General features: G+C 70.2%; 20 protein-coding genes and 3 pseudogenes (1 of these 23 cut by a window edge). 12 read left to right on the top strand and 11 right to left on the bottom strand.

Annotated features, from left to right (window positions below; translation table 11 throughout):
* Nucleotides 1-139: 139 nt before the first annotated feature.
* Nucleotides 140-1,000 (bottom strand): polyamine aminopropyltransferase, encoded by an 861-nt coding sequence (speE, locus tag QE438_RS12375; protein ID WP_306995281.1) that lies wholly within the window; start codon nt 998-1,000, stop codon nt 140-142.
* A gap of 165 nt (nt 1,001-1,165) precedes the next feature.
* Between speE and speA the strand changes: the two genes are divergently transcribed.
* Nucleotides 1,166-3,055, top strand: a complete 1,890-nt coding sequence (gene speA, locus QE438_RS12370; RefSeq protein WP_306995283.1) for an arginine decarboxylase — start codon at nt 1,166-1,168, stop codon at nt 3,053-3,055.
* Nucleotides 3,056-3,367: 312 nt separating this feature from the next.
* Here the strand turns inward: speA and QE438_RS12365 are convergent, their stop codons facing one another.
* Nucleotides 3,368-4,378: a pyridoxamine 5'-phosphate oxidase family protein gene (locus tag QE438_RS12365; protein ID WP_306995285.1), complete on the bottom strand. Its 1,011-nt coding sequence runs from the start codon at nt 4,376-4,378 to the stop codon at nt 3,368-3,370.
* A 296-nt stretch (nt 4,379-4,674) separates the two neighbouring features.
* Between QE438_RS12365 and QE438_RS12360 the strand changes: the two genes are divergently transcribed.
* The 4 genes from QE438_RS12360 to QE438_RS12345 all read left to right on the top strand — a co-directional run bounded on the left by QE438_RS12360 (nt 4,675) and on the right by QE438_RS12345 (nt 8,255).
* On the top strand, nt 4,675-5,199 hold the full coding sequence (locus tag QE438_RS12360; RefSeq protein ID WP_306995287.1) for a nuclear transport factor 2 family protein: 525 nt from the start codon (nt 4,675-4,677) through the stop codon (nt 5,197-5,199).
* Nucleotides 5,200-5,204: 5 nt separating this feature from the next.
* A complete protein-coding gene (locus QE438_RS12355; RefSeq protein WP_307184140.1) occupies nt 5,205-6,272 on the top strand; it encodes a histidine kinase in 1,068 nt (355 codons plus the stop codon).
* Nucleotides 6,269-7,015: a LytTR family DNA-binding domain-containing protein gene (locus QE438_RS12350; protein WP_307184141.1), complete on the top strand. Its 747-nt coding sequence runs from the start codon at nt 6,269-6,271 to the stop codon at nt 7,013-7,015. The genes QE438_RS12355 and QE438_RS12350 overlap by 4 nt, the downstream gene beginning before the upstream one ends.
* Nucleotides 7,016-7,118: 103 nt before the next feature.
* Nucleotides 7,119-8,255 (top strand): acyltransferase, encoded by a 1,137-nt coding sequence (locus QE438_RS12345; protein ID WP_306995291.1) that lies wholly within the window; start codon nt 7,119-7,121, stop codon nt 8,253-8,255.
* A gap of 27 nt (nt 8,256-8,282) precedes the next feature.
* On the opposite strand, the gene QE438_RS12340 is transcribed toward QE438_RS12345, so the two are convergent.
* The 5 genes and pseudogenes from QE438_RS12340 to radC all read right to left on the bottom strand — a co-directional run bounded on the left by QE438_RS12340 (nt 8,283) and on the right by radC (nt 12,782).
* Nucleotides 8,283-9,032 carry an SDR family NAD(P)-dependent oxidoreductase gene (locus tag QE438_RS12340; protein WP_130532299.1) on the bottom strand — a complete coding sequence of 250 codons (750 nt, stop codon included), beginning with the start codon at nt 9,030-9,032 and terminating at the stop codon, nt 8,283-8,285.
* Nucleotides 9,029-9,478 (bottom strand): hypothetical protein, encoded by a 450-nt coding sequence (locus QE438_RS12335; protein ID WP_130535478.1) that lies wholly within the window; start codon nt 9,476-9,478, stop codon nt 9,029-9,031. Before QE438_RS12335 ends, QE438_RS12340 begins: the two co-directional genes overlap by 4 nt.
* Nucleotides 9,475-10,293 (bottom strand): SPOR domain-containing protein, encoded by an 819-nt coding sequence (locus tag QE438_RS12330; protein ID WP_306995296.1) that lies wholly within the window; start codon nt 10,291-10,293, stop codon nt 9,475-9,477. The genes QE438_RS12335 and QE438_RS12330 overlap by 4 nt, the downstream gene beginning before the upstream one ends.
* A gap of 27 nt (nt 10,294-10,320) precedes the next feature.
* A pseudogene (gene argS, locus QE438_RS12325) lies at nt 10,321-12,013 on the bottom strand (arginine--tRNA ligase).
* 94 nt (nt 12,014-12,107) lie between these two features.
* The gene (gene radC / locus QE438_RS12320; RefSeq protein WP_130532294.1) at nt 12,108-12,782 is read right to left on the bottom strand and encodes a DNA repair protein RadC; all 675 of its coding nucleotides are present in this window, start codon (nt 12,780-12,782) and stop codon (nt 12,108-12,110) included.
* 141 nt (nt 12,783-12,923) lie between these two features.
* Here radC and coaBC point away from each other — a divergent pair, with 141 nt between their 5' ends.
* The 3 genes from coaBC to QE438_RS12305 are packed head-to-tail and all read left to right on the top strand — an operon-like array spanning nt 12,924 to nt 16,986.
* A complete protein-coding gene (gene coaBC, locus QE438_RS12315) occupies nt 12,924-14,138 on the top strand; it encodes a bifunctional phosphopantothenoylcysteine decarboxylase/phosphopantothenate--cysteine ligase CoaBC (RefSeq protein WP_306995300.1) in 1,215 nt (404 codons plus the stop codon).
* Nucleotides 14,135-14,593: a dUTP diphosphatase gene (gene dut, locus QE438_RS12310; RefSeq protein WP_306995302.1), complete on the top strand. Its 459-nt coding sequence runs from the start codon at nt 14,135-14,137 to the stop codon at nt 14,591-14,593. The genes coaBC and dut overlap by 4 nt, the downstream gene beginning before the upstream one ends.
* A gap of 17 nt (nt 14,594-14,610) precedes the next feature.
* Nucleotides 14,611-16,986 (top strand): phosphomannomutase/phosphoglucomutase, encoded by a 2,376-nt coding sequence (locus QE438_RS12305; protein WP_306995304.1) that lies wholly within the window; start codon nt 14,611-14,613, stop codon nt 16,984-16,986.
* A gap of 514 nt (nt 16,987-17,500) precedes the next feature.
* Here the strand turns inward: QE438_RS12305 and QE438_RS12300 are convergent.
* Together QE438_RS12300 and pyrE are read right to left on the bottom strand one after the other, a co-directional pair.
* Complete coding sequence (locus QE438_RS12300; protein ID WP_306995305.1) at nt 17,501-18,154, bottom strand: hypothetical protein; 654 nt, start codon at nt 18,152-18,154, stop codon at nt 17,501-17,503.
* A 26-nt stretch (nt 18,155-18,180) separates the two neighbouring features.
* Nucleotides 18,181-18,837: an orotate phosphoribosyltransferase gene (gene pyrE, locus QE438_RS12295; protein ID WP_130521764.1), complete on the bottom strand. Its 657-nt coding sequence runs from the start codon at nt 18,835-18,837 to the stop codon at nt 18,181-18,183.
* A gap of 100 nt (nt 18,838-18,937) precedes the next feature.
* On the opposite strand from pyrE, the gene QE438_RS12290 reads away from it, so the two are divergent.
* From QE438_RS12290 to QE438_RS12280, 3 genes and pseudogenes are all read left to right on the top strand, one after another.
* The gene (locus QE438_RS12290; RefSeq protein ID WP_306995308.1) at nt 18,938-19,738 is read left to right on the top strand and encodes an exodeoxyribonuclease III; all 801 of its coding nucleotides are present in this window, start codon (nt 18,938-18,940) and stop codon (nt 19,736-19,738) included.
* Nucleotides 19,739-19,821: 83 nt separating this feature from the next.
* Nucleotides 19,822-21,073 (top strand): annotated as a pseudogene (locus QE438_RS12285) (MFS transporter).
* A complete protein-coding gene (locus QE438_RS12280; RefSeq protein ID WP_130521767.1) occupies nt 21,051-21,281 on the top strand; it encodes a hypothetical protein in 231 nt (76 codons plus the stop codon). The pseudogene QE438_RS12285 and the gene QE438_RS12280 overlap by 23 nt, the downstream one beginning before the upstream one ends.
* Before the next feature lie 61 nt (nt 21,282-21,342).
* Here QE438_RS12280 and QE438_RS12275 read toward each other — a convergent pair.
* Nucleotides 21,343-22,423 (bottom strand): annotated as a pseudogene (locus QE438_RS12275) (anhydro-N-acetylmuramic acid kinase).
* A 71-nt stretch (nt 22,424-22,494) separates the two neighbouring features.
* Nucleotides 22,495-23,952 carry a peptidoglycan DD-metalloendopeptidase family protein gene (locus QE438_RS12270; RefSeq protein WP_130532289.1) on the bottom strand — a complete coding sequence of 486 codons (1,458 nt, stop codon included), beginning with the start codon at nt 23,950-23,952 and terminating at the stop codon, nt 22,495-22,497.
* A gap of 182 nt (nt 23,953-24,134) precedes the next feature.
* Between QE438_RS12270 and tyrS the strand changes: the two genes are divergently transcribed.
* Nucleotides 24,135-24,475 carry the start of a tyrosine--tRNA ligase gene (tyrS, locus tag QE438_RS12265; RefSeq protein ID WP_306995310.1) on the top strand. Its footprint extends 868 nt past the window's final position, so the window shows 341 of its 1,209 coding nt (coding positions 1-341); the start codon lies at nt 24,135-24,137; its stop codon lies off the right edge, out of view.

The following is a 24,475-nucleotide window of genomic DNA, read 5'->3' as shown; positions in this document are numbered from 1 at the left end:
GCAACACCCAAAGCACTGGGTTCGGGTCCATTCGCCGCCAAGCTTCGCCAACAGATGCATGCAACGAAAAACGCCGCGCGGGCTGCCCCGCGCGGCGTTGGGTTGCATCGCTCGCGTCCTGTCCGGGCGCGCGCTGGGATCAGCCTTCGCCCAGCGCCTGGGCGACGAACGGGGGCGGCACCAGCGTGCCGGTGTGCTGGTGGGCGGTGTAGTACAGAGTCTGGAACGGCTTGGCCTGCGCGTCCTGGACGCGGAACGCGAAGTCCGCGCCGGCGTCCTTGGAGGCGATGGTCACGCTCCACCAGCCGGTCGGGTAGCACGGCTGCGGGAAGGGCAGGGTCTTGAACGACTTGAAGCCCGCCTTGCCCATCTCCGCGCGCATGTCGCGGATCAGGTCCAGCAGCGCCAGCGGCGATTCGGACTGCTGCACCAGCAGGCCGTCGGGCTTGAGCGCCTTGAAGCAGCTTTCGAAGAAGGCCTGGTTGAACAGCCCCTCGGCCGGGCCGATCGGGTCGGTGGAGTCCACGATCACCACGTCCACGCTGCCCGCCGGGCAGTTGGCCATGTAGGCCACGCCGTCGTCGAACAGCAGCTCGGCGCGGGCATCGCCGTTGGATTCGCACAGCTCGGGGAAGTACTTCTCGGCCATGCGCGTGACCTGCTCGTCGATGTCGCACTGGGTCGCGCTTTCCACGCCCGGGTGCTTGAGCACCTCGCGCAGGGTGCCGCAGTCGCCGCCGCCGATGATCACCACGCGCTTGGGATTCGGGTGGGTGAACAGCACCGGGTGGCTGATCATCTCGTGGTAGAAGAAGTTGTCCTTGGTGGTGAGCATCATCGCCCCGTCGATCACCATCAACTTGCCCCAGTCGGTGCTGTCGTAGATCTCGATTTTCTGGAACGGGGACTGCACTTCGTCCAGCTTGCCCTTCAGGCGAAAGCCGATCGCCGAGCCGGTGGGCTGGAAGTGTTCGATGTACCAGGAGTCGTTGTCGGTCATGGGAATTCCTTGCGTGCGAAGGCGGACGGACGCGGCCGCCGGGCGAAATAACAGGCGCGGCGACGGGCAGCCCCGGCGCGCGAGGCGGCGCATTGTAACGAAGCCAACCCGGGCGGACGTTACAATTCGCGGCCGTTTCCCCACGACAGCACAGGCCGCATCACGATGAGCGATTGGTCCACCGACCAGGCACGCAAGACCTATTCGATCCCGCACTGGGCCGATGGGTATTTCGACGTGGACGCGGCCGGGCGCATCACCGTGTCCCCGCAGGGCCCGGGCGGCCCGGTGGTGGCGCTGCCGGAGGTGGTCGACGCCGCGCGCGCCGAGGGCGCCAAGCTGCCGCTGCTGGTGCGCTTTCCCGACATCCTGGGCCAGCGCCTGGGTAAGCTGCAGGCGGCCTTCGCCCAGGCCCAGGCGGACTGGAACTACGCCGGCGGCTACACCGCCGTCTATCCGATCAAGGTCAACCAGCACCGTGGCGTGGCCGGCACGCTGGCCGCGCACCATGGCGAGGGCTTCGGCCTGGAGGCCGGCAGCAAGCCCGAGCTGATGGCCGTGCTGGCGCTCTCGCGTCCCGGCGGCTTGATCGTGTGCAACGGCTACAAGGACCGCGAGTACATCCGCCTGGCGCTGATCGGCCGCAAGCTCGGCCTGGAGACCTTCATCGTCATCGAGAAGCCCTCCGAGCTGAAGCTGGTGCTGGAGGAGGCCAAGGCGCTGGAGGTGATGCCCGGCCTGGGCGTGCGCATGCGCCTGGCCTCGCTGGGCGCGGGCAAGTGGCAGAACAGCGGCGGCGACAAGGCCAAGTTCGGCCTGTCCCCGCGCCAGGTGCTGGACCTGTGGAAGACCCTGCGCGATACCGAGTACGCGGCCTGCCTGAACCTGCTGCATTTCCACATGGGCAGCCAGATCTCCAACGTGCGCGACATCGCCAACGGCATGCGCGAGGCGGTGCGCTACTTCGTCGAGCTCTCCGCGCTGGGCGCCCGGATCAGCCATGTCGACGTCGGCGGCGGGCTAGGCATCGACTACGAAGGCACGCGTTCGCGCAGCTACTACTCGATCAACTACGGGCTCGGCTCCTACGCCGGCAACATCGTCCAGCCGCTGGCCGAGGCCTGCGAGGAACACGGCCTGGCCCCGCCGCGCATCGTCACCGAATGCGGCCGCGCCATGACCGCCCATCACGCGGTGCTGATCGCCAACGTGTCCGAGGTCGAGCAGGCGCCGGAGGGCCGCGTGCCCGACGCGCACGACGACGAACCGGCCGCGGTGCGCCACCTGCGCGAGATCCACGACGAGCTGGACACGCGCCCCGCGGTGGAGCTGTTCCAGGAGGCCCAGCACTTCCACGCCGAGGGCCTGGCCGCCTACGCGCTGGGGCAGATCGACCTGACCCACCGCGCGCGCATCGACGATCTGTTTTACGCCATCGCCCACGGCGTGCGCGCGCGCCTGAGCCACGAGGAAAAGAGCCACCGCCCGGTGCTGGACGAGCTCAACGACCGGCTGGTGGACAAGTACTTCGTCAATTTCAGCGTGTTCGAGTCGATCCCGGACGTGTGGGCCATCGACCAGGTGTTCCCGATCGTGCCGATCGAGCGCCTGGACGAACGCCCGCAGCGCCGCGGCATCGTCTGCGACATGACTTGCGACTCGGACGGCATGGTCAAGACCTATGTCGAGAACGAGAGTCTGGACAGCTCGCTGCCGCTGCATGCGATGAAGCCGGGCGAGTCCTACCGCATCGGCTTCTTCCTGGTCGGCGCCTACCAGGAGATCCTGGGCGACATCCACAACCTGTTCGGCGACACCGACGCGGTGGAGGTCACCTGCCAGGACGGCACCACGCGCATCACCCAGCAGCGCCGCGGCGACACCACCGACGTGATGCTCGACTACGTGGGCTATTCCCTGGCCGAGCTGCGCAGCGCCTACGCCCAGCGCGTGGCCGCCGCCGACCTGTCGGCCGAACGCGCGCAGGAGCTGTCGGCTGCTTTGGAGGCGGGGCTGACGGGGTACACGTATCTTTCGGATGAGCCGTTGGCGTAGGGCGCTGTTTTTCCCTGCGATCTGGGGTGGTGCGTGTTTGAGATTGGGGATTCGGGATTCGGGATTCAAAGCCGAAGCGCCACCAAGCCGAAGCGACACTAAAGCCGCAGCAATACTTCACCTCGTCATCCCCGCGAAAGCGGGGATCCATGGACTTACGCGCCGTGCACGGCGCGCTGCGACGCGCTGACCCACATGATCCACCAATCGTCGTTCCCGCGAACGCGGGAACCCAGCGCCTTGCGCGTCCCATGCGAACGTCCATGGGTTCCCGCCTTCGCGGGAACGACGATGCAGCGGCCATCGCGCCGCCTAATAAAGGTTCTTCTTGTAGTCCTGATCCAGCCCGTGGCGCACCAGCCCCGGCACCGCGACCGCCGCGCGCACCATCGCCGCCTGCAGGCCGCTGCTGCGGTTGAGTCGCACATGGGCCTTGAAGATCTCCGCGGGCGCCAGGTCGTCGGGAGGCTGCGTCGCCGGCCATAGCGCGGCGGCGGCCAGGGCGGCGCTGTCGCGCATCGCCCAGTGCGCCGGCGCGATGCGGGTAACCAGCTTGGGCGTCTTGTCGCCGACGGCCAGGCGGGCCCGGGCCGCGGCATCGGTGGTCAGCGTGGCCGTGCCACGGACATGCAGCAGCCGCGTCTGGCCCGGCACCAGCGCGGCCAGCGACAGGCGCGGCTGTTCGAGCAGGTTGCGGAAGCTGTCCACGCGCCGGTTGCCGGGGCGGTCGGGCAGCCACAGCGCCGCCTCGTCCGCCTGCAGCAGGGCGCCGGCCGGATCGCCCTTGGGACTGAGGTCGGCCTGGCCGGCGGCATTGACCGTGGCCAGGACCAGGAAGCGGCTGCGTGCGGCCGCCTGGACGGGCGCGAGCGGCGCGGCGAACGGATCGGGCGCGGCCTGCCAGAAGTCCGAGCGGATCAACGCCTTGGCGCAGTGCAGATAGCACTCGCGCACGGCGATGCCGATCCGGCCGTCCTCGACCCCGGCGACCTGGCCGTTGATGCGCAGGGTCTCGCCCAGGCCCGGCACGAGCCACAGCGAACAGAAGCTCTGCCCGGCGCGCGCCAGGCGCGGATCGTCCAGCCGGGTGGGCGGTAGATCCAGCGTGGTCGGCGTATCGGTCCGGGCGAACCCGGCCGGGCCGCCGCCGACGGTGATGGCGATGCCTTCGGCGTCGCCGAAGCCGAAGAACGCCAGCGGCGAGGCCTGCAGCCAGCGCACCGCCCAGGCGTCCAGGTGGTCGATGACCTTCATGTCGCGCGGACCGGGCAGCGCGCCGACGCAGCGCTGCAGGGTGTCGGCGTCGGTGATCTGGGCGGTCATGGCCGCCGCGCCGGCAGGGGCATCGGGCAGGGAACAGGGCAGGTGCGCAGCATCGTCATTCCTCGATCGATCGGATGAGATCGCTGGCACGACGCTGGCGTGCGCACGTTATCACGCCCGTCCGCGCATGGCCCGGCGACTGCGCTGAAGTGCGCGCTGGGCCTCGCTCGCACAGCTGCCGGATGGCCGTCTGGCGCATCGCGGGCACGGCTCGGCGCATGGAGCCGGAAGGCGTATGGCGTCATGCCCTGCCGCGTGGAGTAATGGCGCCGCCCTCACTGACGTCTCTCGATCCCATGGCAATCAGATCCAAGGCCGCGCTGGTATTCGTGCTGCTCGCCCTGACCGTCCAGCCCGCGCTGGCCGCACAGAACAGCGAGCGCGACGTGTCCGCGATCCGGCAGGTCGTCGAAGCCTTCCGCAGCGCCATCGTCGAGAAGGACAAGGCGCGGTTCACCGCGCTGTTCTTCTCCGAGGACCCGGCCCGGGTGACGTGGCAGTTCGTCAACGACGATGCGCGCCTGGCGCGGTTCCGCGCCATCAAGCCGGATGCCAGGAAGGCCCGCTACATCCCGCAGTCCAACTACCTGAGCTTCATCGACTCGATCGTGACCAGCGCCCAGGCCAGCGAGGAAGTGTTCTCCGACGTCAGGATCGACACCGATGGCGAGATCGCCGCGGTCGCCTTCGACTACGCCTACCTGGAGAATGGCAGGCAGACCAACCGGGGCAGGGAAATGTGGCAGCTGATCCGTACCGAGGCAGGCTGGAAGATCATCTCGGTCATCTGGACCATGCGCGATCCCGCGCGGGCCAGCTGACGACGATGGCGCCGGACGCGTCGGTCTTCTCGCCACCGCCGTGGCGCGTCTCGCTGATGGCGGCGCTGCCGATCGGCCTGTGCCTGCTGGTGATGGCGGTGCCGGCGGTAGGGCATGGGCATGCGCTGGCCTACCGCACTCTGTATCTGCTGGCCTTCCTGGCCTGGGTGCCGGTGCTGATCTGGCTGCAGCGTGCGCTCTGGCGCGCCGGGTGGTCGCCGTGGAAGACGGTGCCGCTGCTGCTGGCGGTGACGTATCTGATGGCGGTGGTCAACAACGTGCTGGGCTTCCTGCTGCCCGAGGCGATGGGCTGGTCCGGGGCACCGCCGCCGCGCTGGCCGCGCGTGTTCTTCGGCGTCGACGATTGCTGGCTGGCGCTGATCGCCTACTGCGCGGCCAACGCGCTGGTGGGGCATTCCCACGCACTCAAGGAGGCCCAGGGCCGCCAGGCGCAGGCGCTGCTGGCCGCGCGCGATGCCGAACTGCGCGCGCTGCGCTACCAGCTCAATCCCCACTTCCTGTTCAACACGCTCAATGGTGTGTCCTCGCTGGTGGCGCAGGCGCGCGGCGAGGAGGCGCGCACCATGCTCGCGCGGCTGGGCGGCTTCCTGCGCGCGACGCTGGATCGGCCCTCCCATGAAGTGTCGGTGGCCGAGGAGCTGGCGATGACCGAGACCTATCTGGCCATCGAGCAGGTGCGGCTGGGCGACCGCCTGCGCGTGGAATGGGACATCGGGCCGGGCGTGCTGGACGCGTCGCTGCCGTCGCTGCTGCTGCAGCCGCTGGTGGAGAACGCGATCCGCCACGGCATCGCCCGACGCAGCGCGGCGGGCCGGCTGTCCATCGCGCTGCACGCGCGCGCCGGGCAGCTGCAGCTGCGCGTGGTCAACGATCTCGCGCCAGACGATGAGGCGCAGGGCGGACGAACGCTGGGCCATGCGAACGTGCGCCAGCGCCTGGCCTGGCTGTATCCGCAGCGCCACGCCTTCGCCGCCGGGCTGGAGGACGGCGTGTATGTGGTCGCCATCGCCATTCCGTTGCAGCGCCTGGCTCCGCGAGGCGATACGGCGTGATCCGGATCGCGGTCATCGATGACGAGCCCTTGGCACGCAGCGGCGTGATCGCCGGTCTCGCGCGCCATGAGGATGTCCAGGTCGTGGGCGAGTACGCCGACGGCGAGGCGGCGTTGGCCGGCCTCCCGCAGTGCCGCCCGGATGTGCTGATCCTCGATATCCAGATGCCCGGCCTGGACGGCATCGCGCTGCTCCAGGCCATGGAATCGCACGCACGTCCGCTGGTCATCCTGCTGACGGCGCACGCCGAGTTCGCCGTGCCGGCCTTCGCGCTGGAGGTGTTGGACTATCTGCTCAAGCCACTGGACGAGGAGCGCCTGGCCGACGCCCTGGCCCGCGTGCGGCGTCGCCTGCAGGCGAGCGCTCCCGCTCCCGTTTCGCAGCCCAGCGAGCCGCGGCCGGAGCCGCTCACGCGCTTCGAGGTCCGGGTCGGGCGGCGGATCGTGTTCGTGCCGGTCGAGGAGGTCGAATATCTCCAGGCCGACGGCGACTACGTCACCCTGCACGTGGGATCACGGCAATACCTGCTGCGCGATGCGCTGCAGCGCCTGCAGACCCAGCTCGACCCGGCGCGCTTCGTGCGCATCCATCGCTCCACCATGGTCAGGCTGGATTGCGTGGCCGAACTGCAGCCGCTCTCCAACAAGGACGCGCTGCTGCGGCTGCACAACGGCGCGCCGCTGCGCGTCAGCCGCACCTATGTCGATGCGTTGCGCGCCCAGCTGACCGGCGCCGCGGACTGACGCGCTTCACCGCAGGCGGGGCACGGCCCGGCGCAACGGCGGCAACAAGCACATTGCGCGGACATAAACTTTCCCACTTCCCCTGCACGCCTGGCTTGGCCCGATGATCCGCACCGACGCTCGCTACCCGGGCCTGGACCTGCTGCGCGCCATCGCCATCGTGTGGGTGATGTTCTTCCATGCGTGGGTGGTGGGTGGACTGGCGCCGGAATGGACCTGGCTGTCGCGCTACGGCTGGATGGGCGTGGACCTGTTCTTCGTGCTCAGCGGCTTCTTGATCGGCGGGCAGGTGCTGGCGCCGCTGTCGCGGGGGCAGCCGCTGCGGTTCGGCGACTTCTATCTGCGGCGCGCGTTTCGCATCCTGCCGGCGTACTGGGTGGTGCTGGCGCTGTATGCGCTAGTGCCGGCCTGGCGCGAGCGGCCGGAGATAGAGCCGCTGTGGAAGTTCGTGCTGATGGTGATGAACCTGGGCAACGACTACAGCCGGCCCGCGTTCTCGCACGCCTGGTCGTTGTGCGTGGAGGAGCACTTCTATCTGGTGTTCCCCGTGCTGGCCTGGTGGCTGATGCGCAGGCCGGCCGCGTGGAAGGTGGCGCTGCTGGCGGCGCTGGTGCTGGTCGGCGGCATCGCGCTGCGCGCCGGCATCTGGCTGCACGACACCGCCGCCGAGGCCGCCGGCGCGGCGCAGCGCAACTGGTTCATCGAGGATCTCTACTACCCGACCTGGAACCGCCTGGACGGCCTGCTCTGCGGCGTGCTGCTGGCGACGCTGAAGACCTTCCGCCCCGCGCTGTGGGCGCGCGCGCAGCGGTATGCCGACGGCGCGCTGATAGCGGGGCTAGCGGTGATGGCATTGGCACTGTGGCTGTTCCGCGATCGCAGCGGGCTGGTGGGCAACGCGGTGGGCTGGCCGGTGCTGTCGATCGGGCTGGCGCTGCTGGTGTTCGCCGGGGCGGGGCGCAGCAGCCTGATCGGGCGCTGGGCGCTGTCGGGCGCGGCCTGGCTGGCCGGCGTGTCCTACAGCCTGTACCTGGTGCACAAGGCCGTGTTCGTGCAGGTGCAGGACCATCTGGGCCAGGCCATCGCCGGCTGGGGCGATGCGCAGGTGCTGGTCTATGGCGGCGCCTCGCTGCTGGCGGCCGCGTTGCTGCATTACGCGGTGGAGCGGCCGTTCCTGCGCCTGCGCGGCCGCGTGCTCAGGCCGCGCACCACGACCATGCCGGCCACGGACGCGGCTTGAGCGTCCGCGTCCGCGCAGGGCAAGGACTTACTGGCGCGCGACCTGGAAGCCGGCGAAGGACTGGCTCACCGGCATGATCTCCAGCCGGTTGATGTTGAGGTGCGCCGGCAGCGTGGCGACGTAGAAGATCTGCTCGGCGATGTCCTCGCCCGTCATCGGCGTGGCGCCACCATAGAGCTTGTCCGAGGCGGCCTGGTCGCCGCCGGTGCGCACCAGGGTGAACTCGGTCTCGGCCATGCCCGGTTCGATGCTGGTCACGCGCACGCCGGTGCCGTGCAGGTCGCTGCGCAGCCCCAGCGAGAACTGCCGCACGAAGGCCTTGGTGCCGCCGTAGACATTGCCGCCGGTGTAGGGATAGGTGGCCGCCACCGAGGAAATGTTGATGATCGCGCCCTTGCGGGCGATCAGCACCGGCAGCAGCTTGCGCGTGATGGTGACCAGCGCGGTCACGTTGGTGTCGATCATCTGCTGCCACTGCGCCAGGTCCGCCTCCTGCGCCGGCACCGTGCCCAGCGCCAGTCCGGCGTTGTTGACCAGCACGTCGATGTCGGCGAAGCCGGCAGGAAGCGCGGCCAGGGCCGCATCCAGCGCGGCGCCGTCGCGGATGTCGAAGGCGGCGGCGTGCACCACCTCGCTGCCGAACTGCTCGACGAACGGCGTCAGCCGCTCGGCGCGGCGGCCGGTGGCGATCACCTTCCAGCCGGCATTGGCGAAGCGGGTCACCGCGGCGGCGCCGAAGCCGGAGGTGGCGCCGGTGATCAGGACAGTCTTGCTCATGTCGATTCCTTGGGGGAGGGAAACAGGGGGCGGCGCGCGTGCAGCGCCGCGCCGGCCAGCGCGCCGAGCGCGGCAGCCAGCAGCTGCAGGCCCACGCCCAGCACGTTGCTGGCCAGCACGTCCTGGATCGTCAGCCACAGCGGCCGCTGCGGCATGTGACGGTCGGCCAGCTGCACCAGCAGGCCCAGGGCCAGCAGCTGCAGGGCGAACATCAGCGCCACGCCGAGCGGAAGAAAGCGTCGTCCGCCGATCCAGCCGCCCAGCAGCAGGCTGAAGGCGCCGGCCAGGCAGTGCGCGGGCTGGATCAGGCTGTTGCCGTGCAGCTCGAGCACGCGCCAGCCGGGCGGCAGCAGCCGCCAGATCAGCACGCCGAGCAGCAAATCCACGGTGAAGGCGACCGCGGCCGCCAGGATCAGGCGCTCGCGCTGGGTCGCCGGGGCGATCACCGGGCCTTGATCGGCATCGCCGGCAGGCCGCCGCTGGCCAGTTTCTGCTTGGCCTCGGCCAGTTCGCTGGCGGTGGCGTAGGGCCCCATGCGCACGCGGTAGACGGTCTTGCCGGCCGAGTCGCCCGATTCCACACGCGCGCTCAGGCCCAGCATCGCGATCTTGGCCTTGACCGCCTCGGCATCGCCGGACGCGCTGAAGCTGCCGGCCTGCAGGATGTAGGCGACATCGCCCGCGGCGCTGGCCACCGCATTGGACGCGGCGGCCTGGGCGACGGTGGTCTGGGTCGGCGTGGCCGAGGGCACCTTGGTGATCTCATCCAGCGGCGTGGGCTGCTGGGCGGCGGCGGTCGTGGTCTCGGCGATGGGCTGGGGCTGGCCGGCGTTCTTGGCCGCGTCCTCGCGCGCCTGCTGCGCGGCCAGCTTGGCCTTGCGGTCGGCCTCGGCGCGCGCGCTGGCGGCCAGTTCGGCGTCGGACATCTGCACTTCGCGGCCCGGCAGCAGCGTATAGAAGTCGTACTGGGTCGGGCGCTCGGGCGGCTTCTTTGCGGCTTCGGCCGTCGCCGCGGGCGCGGCTCCGGTCTCGGCCGGGGCCGAGGCGGGCGGGGTGGCGCTGTCGTCCTCACTCACCGGCGCGGGGCGCGCGTCGGGGTTGGGCTTGGGCCGCAGGAAGGTGTCGCCGTCCTTCTTCATTAGGTCCGGCACGATGAAGAACGCCGCCGCGCCCAGCACCAGCCCGGCGATCAGCCAGACCCAGCCGGGCGTGCCGTTGCCGTTGGTGCGCTTGGCCTGGGATTTACCGCGTCGTGCCGCCATCTTGTTCTTGTTCTCGTAGAAGTCGTCTTACATGCGCTCGGGCGCGGACACGCCCAGCAGGTCCAGGCCGTTGGCCAGGGCCTGGCGCACCGCCAGGGCCAGCGCCAGGCGCGCATTGCGCGCATCGGCATCGTCGATGAGGATCGGTTCGCCGTCGTACCAGGCCTGGAAAGCATAGGCCAGTTCGCGCAGGTATTGCGCGATGGCATGCGGCTCCAGCGAAACGCCGGCCGCTTCGACCACTTCCGGATAGCGCGACAGTTCCACCATCAGCGCGATCGAGGCGGCGTCCTCCAGCGAGGGCAGTGCGGCGATGCCGGCGGCCTGATCGTAGGCCGCATAGCCCTTCTCCTCGACGCGGCGTAGCAGGCTGCACACGCGCGCATGGGCGTACTGCACGTAGAAGACCGGGTTGTCCTTGCTCTGCTCGCGCGCCAGGTCGATGTCGAAGGTCAGCTGCGAATCGGGCTTGCGCGCGATCAGGAACCAGCGCGTGGCATCGGCGCCGGCTTCCTCGATCAGGTCCCGCAGGGTCAGATAGCTGCCGGCGCGCTTGGACAGTTTCACTTCCTCCCCGCCGCGCATCACCGTGACCATCTGGTGCAGCACGTATTCGGGCCAGCCCTTGGGGATGCCCACGTCCAGCGCCTGCAGGCCGGCGCGCACGCGCGCCAGCGAGCCGTGGTGGTCGGCGCCCAGCTCGGTGATCGCGCGCTCCGTAGCCGCGCTGCCACTTGGACAGGTGATAGGCCACGTCCGGCACGAAGTAGGTGTAGGTGCCGTCGGACTTGCGCATCACGCGGTCCTTGTCGTCGCCGTAGTCGGTCGACTTGAGCCACAGCGCGCCGCCTTCCTCGTAGGTGTGGCCGGACTTGATCAGCGTCTCGACGGTCTCCTCAACCTTGCCGTCGCGGTAAAGCGCGCTCTCCAGGAAGTACACGTCGAAGCCCACGCCGAAGGCGGCCAGGTCGGCGTTCTGCTCGCGGCGCAGGTAGGCCACGGCGAAGCGGCGGATGGCATCGAGGTCCTCGATGTCCTTGGCGCCGGTGATGGTGTGGCCTTCGATCTCGATGGCATCGCCGCGCAGGTAGGCGGCGGCGACATCGGCGATGTAGTCGCCGTTGTAGGCCGCCTCGGGCCAGTCGGCGTCGCCGGGCTTGAGGCCGTGCAGGCGCGCATAGGTGGACCTGGCCAGGTTCTCGATCTGTACGCCGGCGTCGTTGTAGTAGAACTCGCGCTTGGTGTTCCAGCCGTTGGCGGCCAGCACGCGCGCCAGGCAGTCGCCGATCACCGCGGCGCGGCCGTGGCCCACGTGCAGCGGGCCGGTCGGATTGGCCGAGACGTATTCCACGCCGACCGTGCGGCCGGCGCCGGACGCGTTGCGGCCGTACTGCGCGCCCTGGGTTAGCGCGGCCACGGCCTCGCGCTGGTAGGCGGCATTGGCCAGGTGGAAGTTGATGAAGCCGGGTCCGGCGATCTCGATGCGGGCGATATCGGCGCTGGCCGGCAGCGCGTCGACCAGGGCCTGGGCCAGGGCGCGCGGATTGCTGCGCGCCGGCTTGGCCAGCAGCATGGCGGCATTGGTGGCGAAGTCGCCGTGCTCGCGGGTCTTGGGACGCTCGACGGTGAAGTCCGGGGTGGCGGTCTCGGCGGGCAGGGTGCCGGACTGGCGCAGGGCGTCGATGCCCTGGGCGATGCGGGCACGCAGATCGGATTTCACGGGGTTCTGGCTCGATGGGTCACGCGGGACCGGACATTTTAGCCCACGCCCGCCGCCTTGCCGGCCCCGGCGCCCGGGCCGCCGCGCGCGGGCCTCACACCCAGCCGCGCTCGGCCAGCGAGACCGGCGGGCCGTCGGCGATCACGAAGTGGTCCAGCAGGCGCACGTCGACCAGCGCCAGACCGGCCTTGAGCCGCGCGGTGACGGCGCGGTCGGCGGCCGAGGGCTCCGGGTTCCCGGAGGGGTGGTTGTGGGCCACGATCACCGCCGAGGCGTTCAGCGCCAGCGCGCGCTTGACCACCTCGCGCGGGTGCACCTCGGACGCGTCCAGGCTGCCGGCGAACAGCTCCTCGAAGGCCAGCGCGCGGTGCCGCGTGTCCAGGAACAGCGCCGCGAATACCTCGCGCGGCCGCGCCCGCAGCTTCAGCGCGAAATAGCGGCCGGCCGCGTGCGGGTCGTTCAGCATCTCGCCGCGGGCCAGGCCGGCGGCCAGGTGGCGCTGGCCCAGTTCGAGCGCGGCGGCCAGCTGGCAGGCGCGCGCCGGCCCCAGGCCGGGCAGGGCGGCCAGCGCCTTGGGCGGGTGGTCGAGCAGGCCGCGCAGCGGGCCGTGGCTGGCGAGCAGGTCGCGCGCGGTGCGTACCGCGTCGCGCCCGGGCAGGCCCGAGCCGAGGAAGATCGCCAGCAGCTCGGCGTCGGACAGCGTGGCGGCGCCGCGCGCCATCAGTTTTTCGCGGGGGCGTTCCTCGGCGGGCCAGTCGCGGATATGCATGGGCGCTTCCTTGGGCTTGGGACGTGCCGCTTCCCTGCGGCGTCATGGCGATTGTTCCGGAAGCTCATGCCCTGGGGTTATCAGACCCGGGAGGGGCGTCGGGTAAGCTGTCGCCTTAGTTCTGGTTCGGAAAATTCTGACGTGGCCCAGGCCCTGGAAGGACAACGCATCCTGCTGTGCGTCGGCGGCGGCATCGCCGCCTATAAATCGTTGGAACTGGTGCGCCGGCTGCGTGATGCCGGCGCGCAGGTGCAGGTGGCGATGACCGCCGGCGCCCAGCAGTTCGTCACCCCGCTGAGCTTCCAGGCCCTGTCCGGCCAGCCCACGCGCACCAGCCTGTGGGACAGCGCCGCCGAGGCCTCCATGGGCCATATCGAGCTGGCGCGCTGGGCCGATCGCGTGCTGATCGCCCCGGCCACCGCCGACCTGTTGGCGCATCTGGCCCACGGCCTGGCCGACGACCTGGTGACCACCCTGGCCCTGGCCACCACCGCCCCGATCACCGTGTGCCCGGCGATGAACCACATCATGTGGAAGCACGCCGCCACCCAGGCCAACCTGGCCACCCTGCGTGCGCGCGGGGTGCAGGTGATCGGGCCCGAGGACGGTCCGCTGGCCGAAGGCGAATCCGGCCCGGGCCGCCTCAGCGAGCCGGACGCGATCGTGGCCGCGCTCAGCCAGGCGGCGCAGGCGGCCGTTCCGCTCGACGGTCCGCTGGCCGGGCTGCATGTCGTGGTCAGCGCCGGTCCCACCTATGAGGATCTGGACCCGGTGCGCTATCTGGGCAACCGCAGCAGCGGCAAGATGGGCTTCGCCGTGGCCCAGGCGGCCGCGCGGCGCGGGGCGAAGGTCACCCTGGTGGCCGGCCCGGTGAGCCTGGGCACCCCGCCCGGCGTGACCCGCGTGGACGTGCGCTCGGCCGCGCAGATGCGCGCGGCGGTGTTCGGCGCCTTCCCGGCCGATGTCTACATTGGCGCCGCCGCGGTCGCCGACTACACCCCGCGCATGCCGGCGCCCAACAAGATCAAGAAGTCCAGCGAATCGCTGGCGCTGGACCTGGTCCGCACGCCGGACATCCTGGCCGAGGTCGCCGCCTCGGTGCAGCCGCTCAAGCTGGTGGTCGGCTTCGCCGCCGAGACCGAGAACGTGGCCGAGTACGCGCGCGGCAAGCTGCTGGCCAAGCGCCTGGACATGATCGTGGCCAACCGGGTCGGCATCCCCGACGGCGGCTTCGAGAGCGACAGCAACGCGATGACCGCGTTCTGGAAGGATGGCCAGCGCGAGTTCCCTTCCGCGCCCAAGACCGCCCTGGCCGAGGCGCTGGTGGACCTGATCGGGGAGCGTCTGCGCGCATGAGCCTGCCGATGGAAGTCAAACTGCTGGACCCGCGCTTCGGCGAGACCTGGCCGCTGCCGGCCTATGCCACCGCGGCCAGCGCCGGGCTGGACCTGCGCGCCGCGCTGGAGACCCCGCTCACGCTGGGGCCGGGCGAGACCGTGCTGGTGCCCAGCGGCATCGCCATCCATCTGGCCGATCCCCATCTGTGCGCGGTGGTGCTGCCGCGCTCGGGCCTGGGCCATCGCCACGGCATCGTGCTGGGCAATGGCACCGGCCTGATCGATGCCGACTACCAGGGCCCGCTGCTGATCAGCCTGTGGAACCGCAGCAGCGAGGCCTTCGTGATCCAGCCCGGCGACCGGGTCGCGCAGCTGGTGGTGTTGCCCATCGCGCGCGTAGCGTTGAAGATCGTGGATACTTTCGTGGAAAGCGCGCGTGGAGAAGGGGGCTTCGGCCACACGGGCGTCCGCTGACAGGGGCGAAACGTCGCATGGCTGGATTCAAACGAAGGACCGCGAAGACAGGCAGCGGGCAACACGTGCTGCTGCTGTCCGCCCTGCTGGTGCTGCTGGCCGCGTGGTTCGGCTGGAGCGCCTGGGTGCTCTACCAGGAAGGTGCGCGCCGCGACGCGCTGCTGCAGGCGCGCGATGCCGCCGTGCAGGGCCTGCAGCAGAACCTGCAGACCCAGACCGCCAAGCTAGACCAGCGGGTGGCCACGCCCGCCTTCCAGGCCGCGGTGAGCGCCGACGACACCGCCGCGGTCGGCGCGGCGATCAAGGCCGGCTGGCCCGAGGTGGAAGCCGTCGACATGCTGCCTGCCGATCTTCAGTCCGCCTACGCCGATGCCGCCAGCTTCGGCTACAGCAAGCTGGCGCTGCTGGAAGCCGCGCAGCAGGCCAAGGGCGCGATCGTCGGCGCGGTGCGCGACGGCACGGGCACCGGCCTGGCGCTGGCCGTGCCGGTGCAGAACCGGCTGCTCTACGTGCGCCTGCCGATGGCGCTGCTGACCGCCCCGATCGACGGCGCGCAGGTGCCGGGAGCCTATCTGGCCCTGCGCCAGGGCGGCTTCACCCTGCGCGAGGTCGGCGATGCGGGCCTGTCCGGGTCCGCCGACGCGCTCTCGCGCCCGGTCGGCCAGACCGGCCTGCGCGTGGCCGCCGCCGTCCCCGACGAAAGCGAGGGCCCGCTGGGCCTGGGCGCGCTCCCCAGCGCGATCGTGGCCTTGCTGCTGCTGGCGCTGGCCGCGCTGGTGGCGGCGCTGACCACCGGCAAGGTCAAGCTCAAGGTGCCCGAACTGCGTCGCGGCAAGGGCGAGGACGTGGCCGACGACGGCCTGACCCTGGACCAGGCCGTGCAGTCGCACCGCGCCGCCGCGGCGGCCAGGGCGGCGGACGAGGCCGATGCCGATGCCGAAGCAACGGCCACCGACGCGCCGGTCGAGACGGTCGGCTCGGCGGCCGCGCCGGCCGCCAAGCTGGTGCGTGGCACCACCGTGGATCCGGGCATCTTCCGCGCGTACGACATCCGCGGCGTGGTCGGCAAGACGCTGAGCGTGCCGGTGGCCGAGCTGATCGGCCAGGCGATCGGCTCGGTGATGGCCGAGCAGGGCCTGACCGAAGTGGTCGTCGCCCGCGACGGCCGCCTGTCCGGCCCGGAGCTGTCCACCGGCCTGATCGAAGGCCTGCGCAAGGCCGGTCGCGATGTCATCGACATCGGCATGGTGCCCACGCCGGTGGCGTATTTCGCCGCCTTCCACCTGCGCACCGGCACCTGCGTGGCGGTCACCGGCAGCCACAATCCGCCGGACTACAACGGCTTCAAGATCGTGGTCGGCGGCGAGACGCTGTCCGGCGCCGCCATCACCGATCTCTACACCCGCATCAGCGAAGGGCAGCTGCACGGCGCCGAGCGCGGCGGCCTGACCCAGCGCGAGATCGCCGAGGACTACGTCCAGCGCATCGCCAGCGACGTGCAGCTGGCGCGTCCGCTCAAGGTCGTGGTCGATGCCGGCAACGGCGTGGCCGGCGAGATCGCCCCGGTGCTGCTGGAGGCCATCGGCGCCGAGGTCGTGCCGCTGTACTGCGACATCGACGGCACCTTCCCCAACCATCACCCCGATCCCAGTGAGCCGGACAACCTGCTCGACCTGGCCTCGACGGTGAAGCGCTTCGACGCCGATCTGGGCCTGGCCTTCGACGGCGACGGCGACCGCCTGGGCGTGGTCACCCACGACGGCCACGTCATCTTCCCCGACCGCCTGCTGATGCTGTTCGCCGCCGACGTGCTCGAACGCAACCCCGGCGCGATGGTGATCTACGACGTCAAGTGCACCGGCAAGCTGCAGGGCTGGACGCTGCGCAACGGCGGCACGCCCTTGATGTGGCAGACCGGGCATTCGCTGATCAAGGCCAAGATGCGCGAGACCGGCGCCGAACTGGCCGGTGAGATGAGCGGACACTTCTTCTTCCAGGAGCGCTGGTACGGCTTCGACGACGGCCTTTACGCCGCCGCGCGCCTGCTGGAGATCCTGGCTGCGCGCGACGACCAGACCCCGAGCGAGATCCTCGACGCGCTGCCCGACGGCGTGTCCACGCCGGAGATCAAGGTCGAGGTGCCCTCCGGCGATGCGCATGCGATCGTGCAGGCGTTCGTGGACGCGGCCCGGTTCGACGGTGCGCGCCTGTCCACCATCGATGGCCTGCGAGCGGACTGGGACGACGGCTGGGGCCTGCTGCGCGCCTCCAACACCACCCCGGTGCTGGTGCTGCGCTTCGAAGCCTCGGACGCGGCGGCGCTGGAGCGCATCCGCAGCGCGTTCCGCAGCCAGCTGCAGGCCGTGGCGCCGGAGCTCAAGCCCCGCTTCTGAGGCGCGGCAATAGCGCGAAGGCGGAGCGGGCTCCGGCAGGGCCACGATCGTCGACCAGCAACTGCTTTGTGGGAGCAACTGGCCCCTCAACTCCAGCAGCTGCCCGTCTGTAGAGCGGAGCTCGCTCCGCTGCTCTTCGTTCGGTTCGTAGGGAAGGCGCCAGCGGAGCAAGCTCCGCTGCGCTTCGTTCGGTTCGTGGGGAAGGCCCCAGCGGAGCAAGCTCCGCTCTACAGGTGGGAGCAACTGGCCCCTTAACTCCAGCAGCCGCCCGCCTGTAGAGCGGAGCTCGCTCCGCTGCTCTTCGTTCGGTTCATGGGGAAGGCCCCAGCGGAGCAAGCTCCGCTCTACAGGTGGGAGCCGCTACCGGGAAAGCTCCATCGCCGCCGTGGCGGCTCCCACGACAGGTTCAGGCCTCGGCAGTAAGTACAGAGGTGCCTGCCGCCATCGCCAGGCCAAGCAGCAGTAGCTTCGCGAGCCTGCCGGTGTACAGCAGGTCCAGCCACCCGCACCCACCTCAACCATTGGCCGCAGCGCTGGCCTTCATGTCGCGGTAGCGCTTCAAGGTGTCCTCCACCTCGGCGCTGAGCTGCGTGCGCTGCTGCTCGAAATTGGTCAGCAGCGCCTGCTGGCGCAGCAGGTCGGTGTGGCGCTGGCGCACGTCCTCGGCCAGCTTGGCGTCGACCTTGCGGCCGGCCAGTTCGGCGTTGCTGGCCTGCTGCAGCTTGATCACCAGCGCCTCGCGCATGCTGGTCAGATTGAAGCGCGCGGTCTGCACGTTGTTGTCGATCAGCGTGGTGCGCTCGTTGAACACGCGCTTGAGATCGTCCTCGGACGCATAGGACAGCAACATCGCCTGCTCGGTGCGCTTGCGCGTGTCCTCGGCCGCCTGGTCGGCCCGCGCCTGGGCGGCGGCGGCGGCCAGGTCGGCGCGCTGCTCGGCGGTCAGCGCCTGGCCGACCGCGCCGGTGCGCGCACCGCTGGTGGCGCTGAATTCGTCGCGCGCGCTGTTGACCTGATCCGGCGGCAGCGCATCGGAGCAGGTGCGGCCGCTCTTGGGGTCGTTCCAGCAATAGAGCTTCTTGGCCTTGGGCGCATCCTGCGCGCCCGCCGTCAGCGCCGCCGCGGCCAGCGGCATCATCAGCGTCGCGGCGAACCTGGTCCTGGTCATGACAGCCCCCTTGCTGCCAGTGGCGATTACGCGGCGCTGCCGTACCGGGCCCGGTAGGCCAGCAACTGCTCGCGGTGGCCGACAAGTTCCGCATTTTCCCCGGCGAATGCAAGCAGATCGTGCAGGCTGGCCACCGCGATCACCGGCACGCCGGTCTCGGCGGCCACGCGCTGGGCGGCCGACAGGCGCTGGCCGTCCTCGCCGAGGATTTCCTGGCGATCCAGCGCCACCACGATCCCGGCCGGCACGCCGCCGGCCGCGGTGATCAGGCCCAGCGCCTCGCGGATGGCGGTGCCGGCGGTGATCACATCGTCCACGATCAGCACCCGGCGCTCGTCCAGCGGCGCGCCGATCAGCGTGCCGCCCTCGCCGTGGTCCTTGGCCTCCTTGCGGTTGAAGGCCAGCGGCAGGTCGCGGCCGCGGCGGGCGAACTCCATGCCCAGCGCGGTCGCCAGCGGGATGCCCTTGTAGGCCGGGCCGAACAGCAGGTCGAACGACACCCCGGCCTCCTCGATCGCATCGGCGTAGCAGCCGGCCAGCTCGGCCAGCGCCGCGCCGCTGTCGAAGCGCCCGGCGTTGAAGAAATAGGGGCTCAGGCGGCCCGACTTGAGCGTGAACTCGCCGAAACGCAGCGCGTTGGCGCGCAGGGCCAGCTGAAGGAAGCGCGCACGGTGGTTGGACATGGGCGTCTTGAACGTGTGGGGATGGGCAAAGGTTAGCAGGCGGCGGCGGCCGGATCGGGCGGTATGCTTGCGCGTCGCTTCTGTCTTCGGCTCCAACTCCATGCGCATCATCAGCTTCAACGCCAACGGCCTGCGCTCGGCCGCGTCCAAGGGCTTCTTTCCGTGGTTCTCCGCACAGGACGCCGACGTGCTGTGCGTTCAGGAGACCAAGGCCCAGGAACATCAGCTGGCCGGGCCCGAATTCCTGCCGCCCGGCTACAAGGCCTACTTCCGCGACGCGACCACCAAGAAGGGCTACTCAGGCGTGGCGATCTACAGCAAGGTCGAGCCCGACGAGATCCGGACCGCGCTGGGCTGGCCGGAATTCGACGAGGAGGGCCGTTACCTGGAGGCGCGCTTCGGCAATCTGAGCGTGGTGTCCTTCTACATCCCGTCCGGCTCTTCGGGCGAGCTGCGCCAGGGCTACAAGTTCCAGGTCATGGAATGGCTCAAGCCGATCCTGGACCAGTGGCTGGCCAGCGGCCGCGACTATGTGCTGTGCGGGGACTGGAACATCGTGCGCACCCGGCTGGACATCCGCAACTGGACCAGCAACCAGAAGAACTCCGGCTGCCTGCCGCCCGAGCGGGACTGGCTCAACGGCCTGTGCGCCGACGAGGGCGCGCAGGTCGACGTGGCCGCCGGCCGCGGCTGGGTCGACGCCTACCGCGTGCTGCATCCGGAAGGGCAGGACTACACCTGGTGGTCCAACCGCGGCGCGGCGCGCGCCAACAACGTGGGGTGGCGCATCGACTACCAGTTCGCCACGCCCGGCTTGCGCGATCGCCTGCTCGGCTGCGCGATCTACCGCGAGCAGCGCTTCTCCGACCATGCCCCGTTCACCGTGGACTACGCCCGGTGAGCGCCGCGCCCGGCGGGCGGCCGGTGTCCTACAAAGGGTGGCGCGGGATCAAGGCCGCATTCGCCACGCCCTCGGCGCTGACCATGGCGCTGCTGGGCTTCGGCAGCGGACTGCCGTTCCTGCTGATCGCCTCGCAGACCCTGTCCACGCGCCTGCGCGACGTCGGCCTGCAGCTGGGCGAGATCGGCCTGATCAGCCTGGCCAGCTTCTTCTACCTGCTCAAGTTCGTCTGGGCGCCGCTGATCGACCGCTACACGCTGCCGCTGCTGTCCGCGGCTGGGGCGGCGGCGCTCCTGGCTGTTGGCCGCGCAGGTGCTGGTCGCGGCCAGCCTGTTCGCGCTCGGCGCCATGCGGCCGGAACTGGGCGTGGCCGGGCTGGTGACTTGGGTACTGGTGGGCTCCTTCGCCGGCGCCACCCAGGACGCGGTGGTCGATGCCTACCGCATCGAGATCGCCCCGGAGAGCGCGCAGGCCGCGCTGGCGGCCACCTACATCCTGGGCTATCGCATCGCGCTGATTGTCGGCGGCGCCGGCGCGCTGTACATGGCCGAGTTCGAGGACTGGAAGATCGCCTACTTCTGCATGGCCGCGCTGATGCTGGTGCCCATCGTCACCACGCTGGTCAGCCGCGAGCCGGTGCGACCGGAAGCCACGGTGGTGCGGCGGATCGACTTCTTCGGCGCCTTCTGGCAACCGATCGTCGGCTTCTTCACCACCAACGGCTGGAAGCTGGCGCTGGCGCTGCTGCTGTTCGTCGGCCTGTTCAAGTTCCCCGACCAGGTGATCGGCGTCATGGCCGGGCCGTTCTACCTGGACTCGGGCTTCACCAAGTCCGACATCGCCACGGTGTCCAAGCTGTTCGGCATCTGGATGAGCATCGTCGGCGCCTTCGGCGGCGGCATGGCGGTGGCGGCGTTCGGCTTCAGGCGCATGCTGCTGCTGGCCGCGCTGGCGGTGGCGCTGTCCAACCTGGCCTTCCTGCTGATGGCCCAGCATCCCGGCCAGCTATGGGCGTTCTACGCGGCGCTGAGCGCGGACAACATCTCGCAGGGCTTCGCCGGCACCGTGCTGGTGGCCTTCATGTCCTCGCTGACCGACCGCAACTTCACCGCCACCCAATACGCGCTGCTGGTCTCGCTGGCCAACCTGCCGGGCAAGTTCGTGGGCGGCGTCTCGGGGTACATCGTCGAGGCCACCTCGTATTCGACCTTCTTCGCCCTGAGCGCGCTGACCGTGATCCCCACGCTGGCCTTGCTTGCCTGGCTGTGGCGTCGTATCAAGGAGCCTTCCAGGACAGTGGCCGCACCCGACCATGACCGACCTGCTCATCCGTGACCTCGATCCGATCCTGACCGATCGCATCCGCCGCGTCGCCCAGGCGCGCGGCTGGAGCACCGAGGAGACCATCAGCCGCCTGATCGAGCACGGCCTGTTCGCGGTCGAGGCCGAGGTGCGCAACGGCTTCAGCGACCCGGAGGTCGCCGTCCTGTCCGAGGCCATCGCGGCGCTGCGCGCGGTGCCGCACGGCGGCCCGGCGTCTTAGCCGCCGCTTTCGCCCTCAGGTCAATTCCGGGCGCCGAGGTTTCCCGCGAATTCCGACGCGATCAGGCCGGATATAGCGCGCCCAGCACGCGCAGGCCCTTGGCGCCGCTGACGCTGGGCAGGTTGCCGGGGCGCCCGGCCAGGGTCTCGCGGGCCAGCCAGGCAAAGCCCATGGCCTCGACGTAGTCCGGATGCAGGCCGTGGGCCTCGGTGGATTCGACCACCACGCCCGCGCAGCCGCGCCGCCAGGCGCTGCATCAGCACCGGGTTGTGCACGCCGCCGCCGCAGACCATCACCCGCGCGGTGCCGGGCTGGGTCGCGCGCAGCGCCCCGGCCACGGTGACCGCGCTGAGTTCGACCAGCGTGGCCTGCACGTCGGCCGGCGCCAGCGCGCCCTGGCCGAGCTTGCTTTCGACCCAGGCCAGGTGGAACTGCTCGCGACCGGTGCTCTTGGGCGGCGGCTGGGCGAACCACGGCTCGTCCAACAGCTGCGCCAGCAGCGCTTCATCGGGCTTGCCGGTCGCGGCGAAGGCGCCGCCGGCATCGAAGGCCATGCCGGTATGCCGTTCGCACCAGGCGTCCAGCAGCGCATTGGCCGGGCCGGTATCGAAGCCGCGCACCGCGCCGCTGCCCGGCAGCAGGGTCAGGTTGCCGATGCCGCCCAGGTTGAGCACCGCCCGGTCTTCGCCCGGGTCATGCAGCATCGCGGCGTGGAAGGCCGGCATCAGCGGCGCGCCATGGCCGCCCGCGGCGACGTCGCGCCGGCGGAAGTCGGCCACGGTCGGGATGCCGGTGCGCTCGGCGATGACATTGCCGTCGCCCATCTGCCAGGTGAAAGGGAAGGTGCCCTCCGGGCGATGGCGCACGGTCTGCCCGTGCGAGCCGATCGCCCGCACCAGCGCCCGGTCCAGCCCGGACTGGGTGATCAGCCGGCCCGCCGCATGGGCGAAGGCCAGCGCGACCTGCACGTCCAGTTCGCCCAGCTCGTCCAGCGAGGTCGCCTCGCCGCCCTGGCCCAGCTCGATCAGACGCGTGCGCAGCGCGTCGTCCCAGCGGTAGGTGCGGCCCATCAGCAGCTGCGGCTCGGGGTCGAAGCGCACCAGCGCCACGTCGATCCCATCGGCGCTGGTGCCGGAAATCATGCCCAGATAGAGGTCGCCCAGCGCCGGCTTGCGTGCCAGCGGTCCGCCGGCGCGCGCCGCAGCCGGCGGAGTCACTGGCGATCCGGCCGCTTGCGCGACGCCTCCAGCGCCTGGGCCAGCGTCACGGACGGCTGCGGCGCCGTGGCCGGCGAGGCATCGGCGTAGATCGCGCTTTCCACGGTGTGGATGCGGGCCAGCGCGCTCGAGGTCTGGGTCTTGAACTGCGCCAGCACCGTGCCGGACAGCGGCTCGGGCGGCGGCAGGGTGACCTTCAGCGGGTTGCGGTGCACGCCGTTGACGCGGAATTCGTAGTGCAGGTGCGGGCCGGTGGCCATGCCGGTGGACCCGACGTAGCCGATCACCGTGCCCTGCGCGATGCGCTGGCCGGTCTTGATCTTGGCGAAGCGCGACATGTGCCCGTACAGCGTCGTGCGGCCCTGACCATGGTCCAGGATCACCACATTGCCGTAGCCGCGCTGCTGGCCGGCGAACTGCACGCGCGCATCGCCCGCGGCCATGATCGGCGTGCCGGTGGCCGCGGCGTAGTCCACGCCCTGGTGCATGCGCATCGTGCCCAGGATCGGATGATGCCGCGCGCCGAAGGTCGAGCTCAGCCGCGCGTAGGGAATCGGCATGCGGATGAAGCTGCGCTTGAGCGGCTTGCCGCTGGCGGTGAAGTACTCCGGCTGCCCGCCCGGGCGCGTGAAGCGGAAGCCCGAATGCAGCTTGCCGTCCACGGTGAAAGTCGCCGCCTGGACCGGACCGGTGGCCACCAGCTGGCCCTCGCGCCAGGTCTGCTCGACCACCACGCTGAAGCGGTCGTTGGCTTCCAGGTCGGAGTTGAAGTCGATGTCGTACTTGAAGATTTCGTCGGTCAGCGCATTGATGTTGGCCGCCGTCAACCCGGCCTTGCGCGCCGAGCGGATCAGCGAACTGCCGACCTTGCCGCTCAGCACCGCGGTGCGCACGCTGACCTCGCGCTTGATCACCCGCTCGGTGACCGCCTCGTCACTGATGTCCAGCTGCACGCGCGAGGCCATGTCGCGGTCGTAGCGCAGCGCCTTGAGCACGCCCTCGGCGGGAAGATCGAAGGCGATCTCATCGCCCGGATGCAGGCGGCGCAGTTCGGCCGCGGCCGCCTTGTTCTCCATCACCCGCTGCAGGGTGGCGGCCGGCACGCCCATCTCTTCGAAGATCGCGCTAAGAGTCTGGCCGGGGCGGACGTTCACCGTCTGCCAGTTGTCGCCTGCCGAGGCCGCTGCGGCCTGCGTGTCGATCTCGGGCAGCGCCAGCGGCACGCTGGCCAGCGGCTTGCGCTGCGGCTGTACCACGCTGGAGAAGCCCGGCACGATGGTGGCCACCATGATGCCAATGGTGGTGAACAGGGACGCGTGGATCCACTGCCGGCGCGTCCACCGGCCCTGGGGCAGGTGCTGGGTCAGTTGGCGGTGGAGAGCGGACTCTCGAAGGACTTCCAGTCGTTCGCGAAAGCGTTGCTTGCGGCGGCTGCCGTCCCCGTGCGTCTGCATCGATGTCTTCACCCTGGGGCCCAAGCGGAAGGCCCAATCGAGCTACCATAGTCAGGCATGGGGAGCAGGTCAAACCGTTGAGCGGATTGGTTTTTTCCTGCGGTCCGGCGTTAACCTCGATTTAACCGCGCGTTCAACTTTGTGGTGGCCGCGCCGGTCTCTTTCTTCATCTGGAACCTCACGTGTCACAGGCAGACGCACTGCAACTGATCGGCCGCGGCGCCGACGAAATCCTCAAACTCGAAGACCTGCAGCAACGCCTGCAATCCGGCCGTCCGCTGCGCATCAAGGCCGGGTTCGACCCGACCGCGCCGGACCTGCACCTGGGCCACACGGTGCTGCTCAACAAGATGCGGCAGTTCCAGGACCTGGGCCATCAGGTGATCTTTCTGATCGGCGACTTCACCGGGATGATCGGCGACCCGACCGGCAAGAACGTCACCCGCAAGCCGCTCACCCGCGAGGACGTGCTGGCCAATGCGCGCACCTACGAGGACCAGGTGTTCAAGGTGCTGGACCGCGA

It is taken from the genome of Pseudoxanthomonas sp. SORGH_AS_0997 (genome assembly GCF_031453535.1).
GTDB classification, from domain to species: domain Bacteria; phylum Pseudomonadota; class Gammaproteobacteria; order Xanthomonadales; family Xanthomonadaceae; genus Pseudoxanthomonas_A; species Pseudoxanthomonas_A winnipegensis.
The sequence above is the reverse complement of the archived record's forward strand: the minus strand, read 5'-3'. Positions and strand labels throughout refer to the sequence as shown.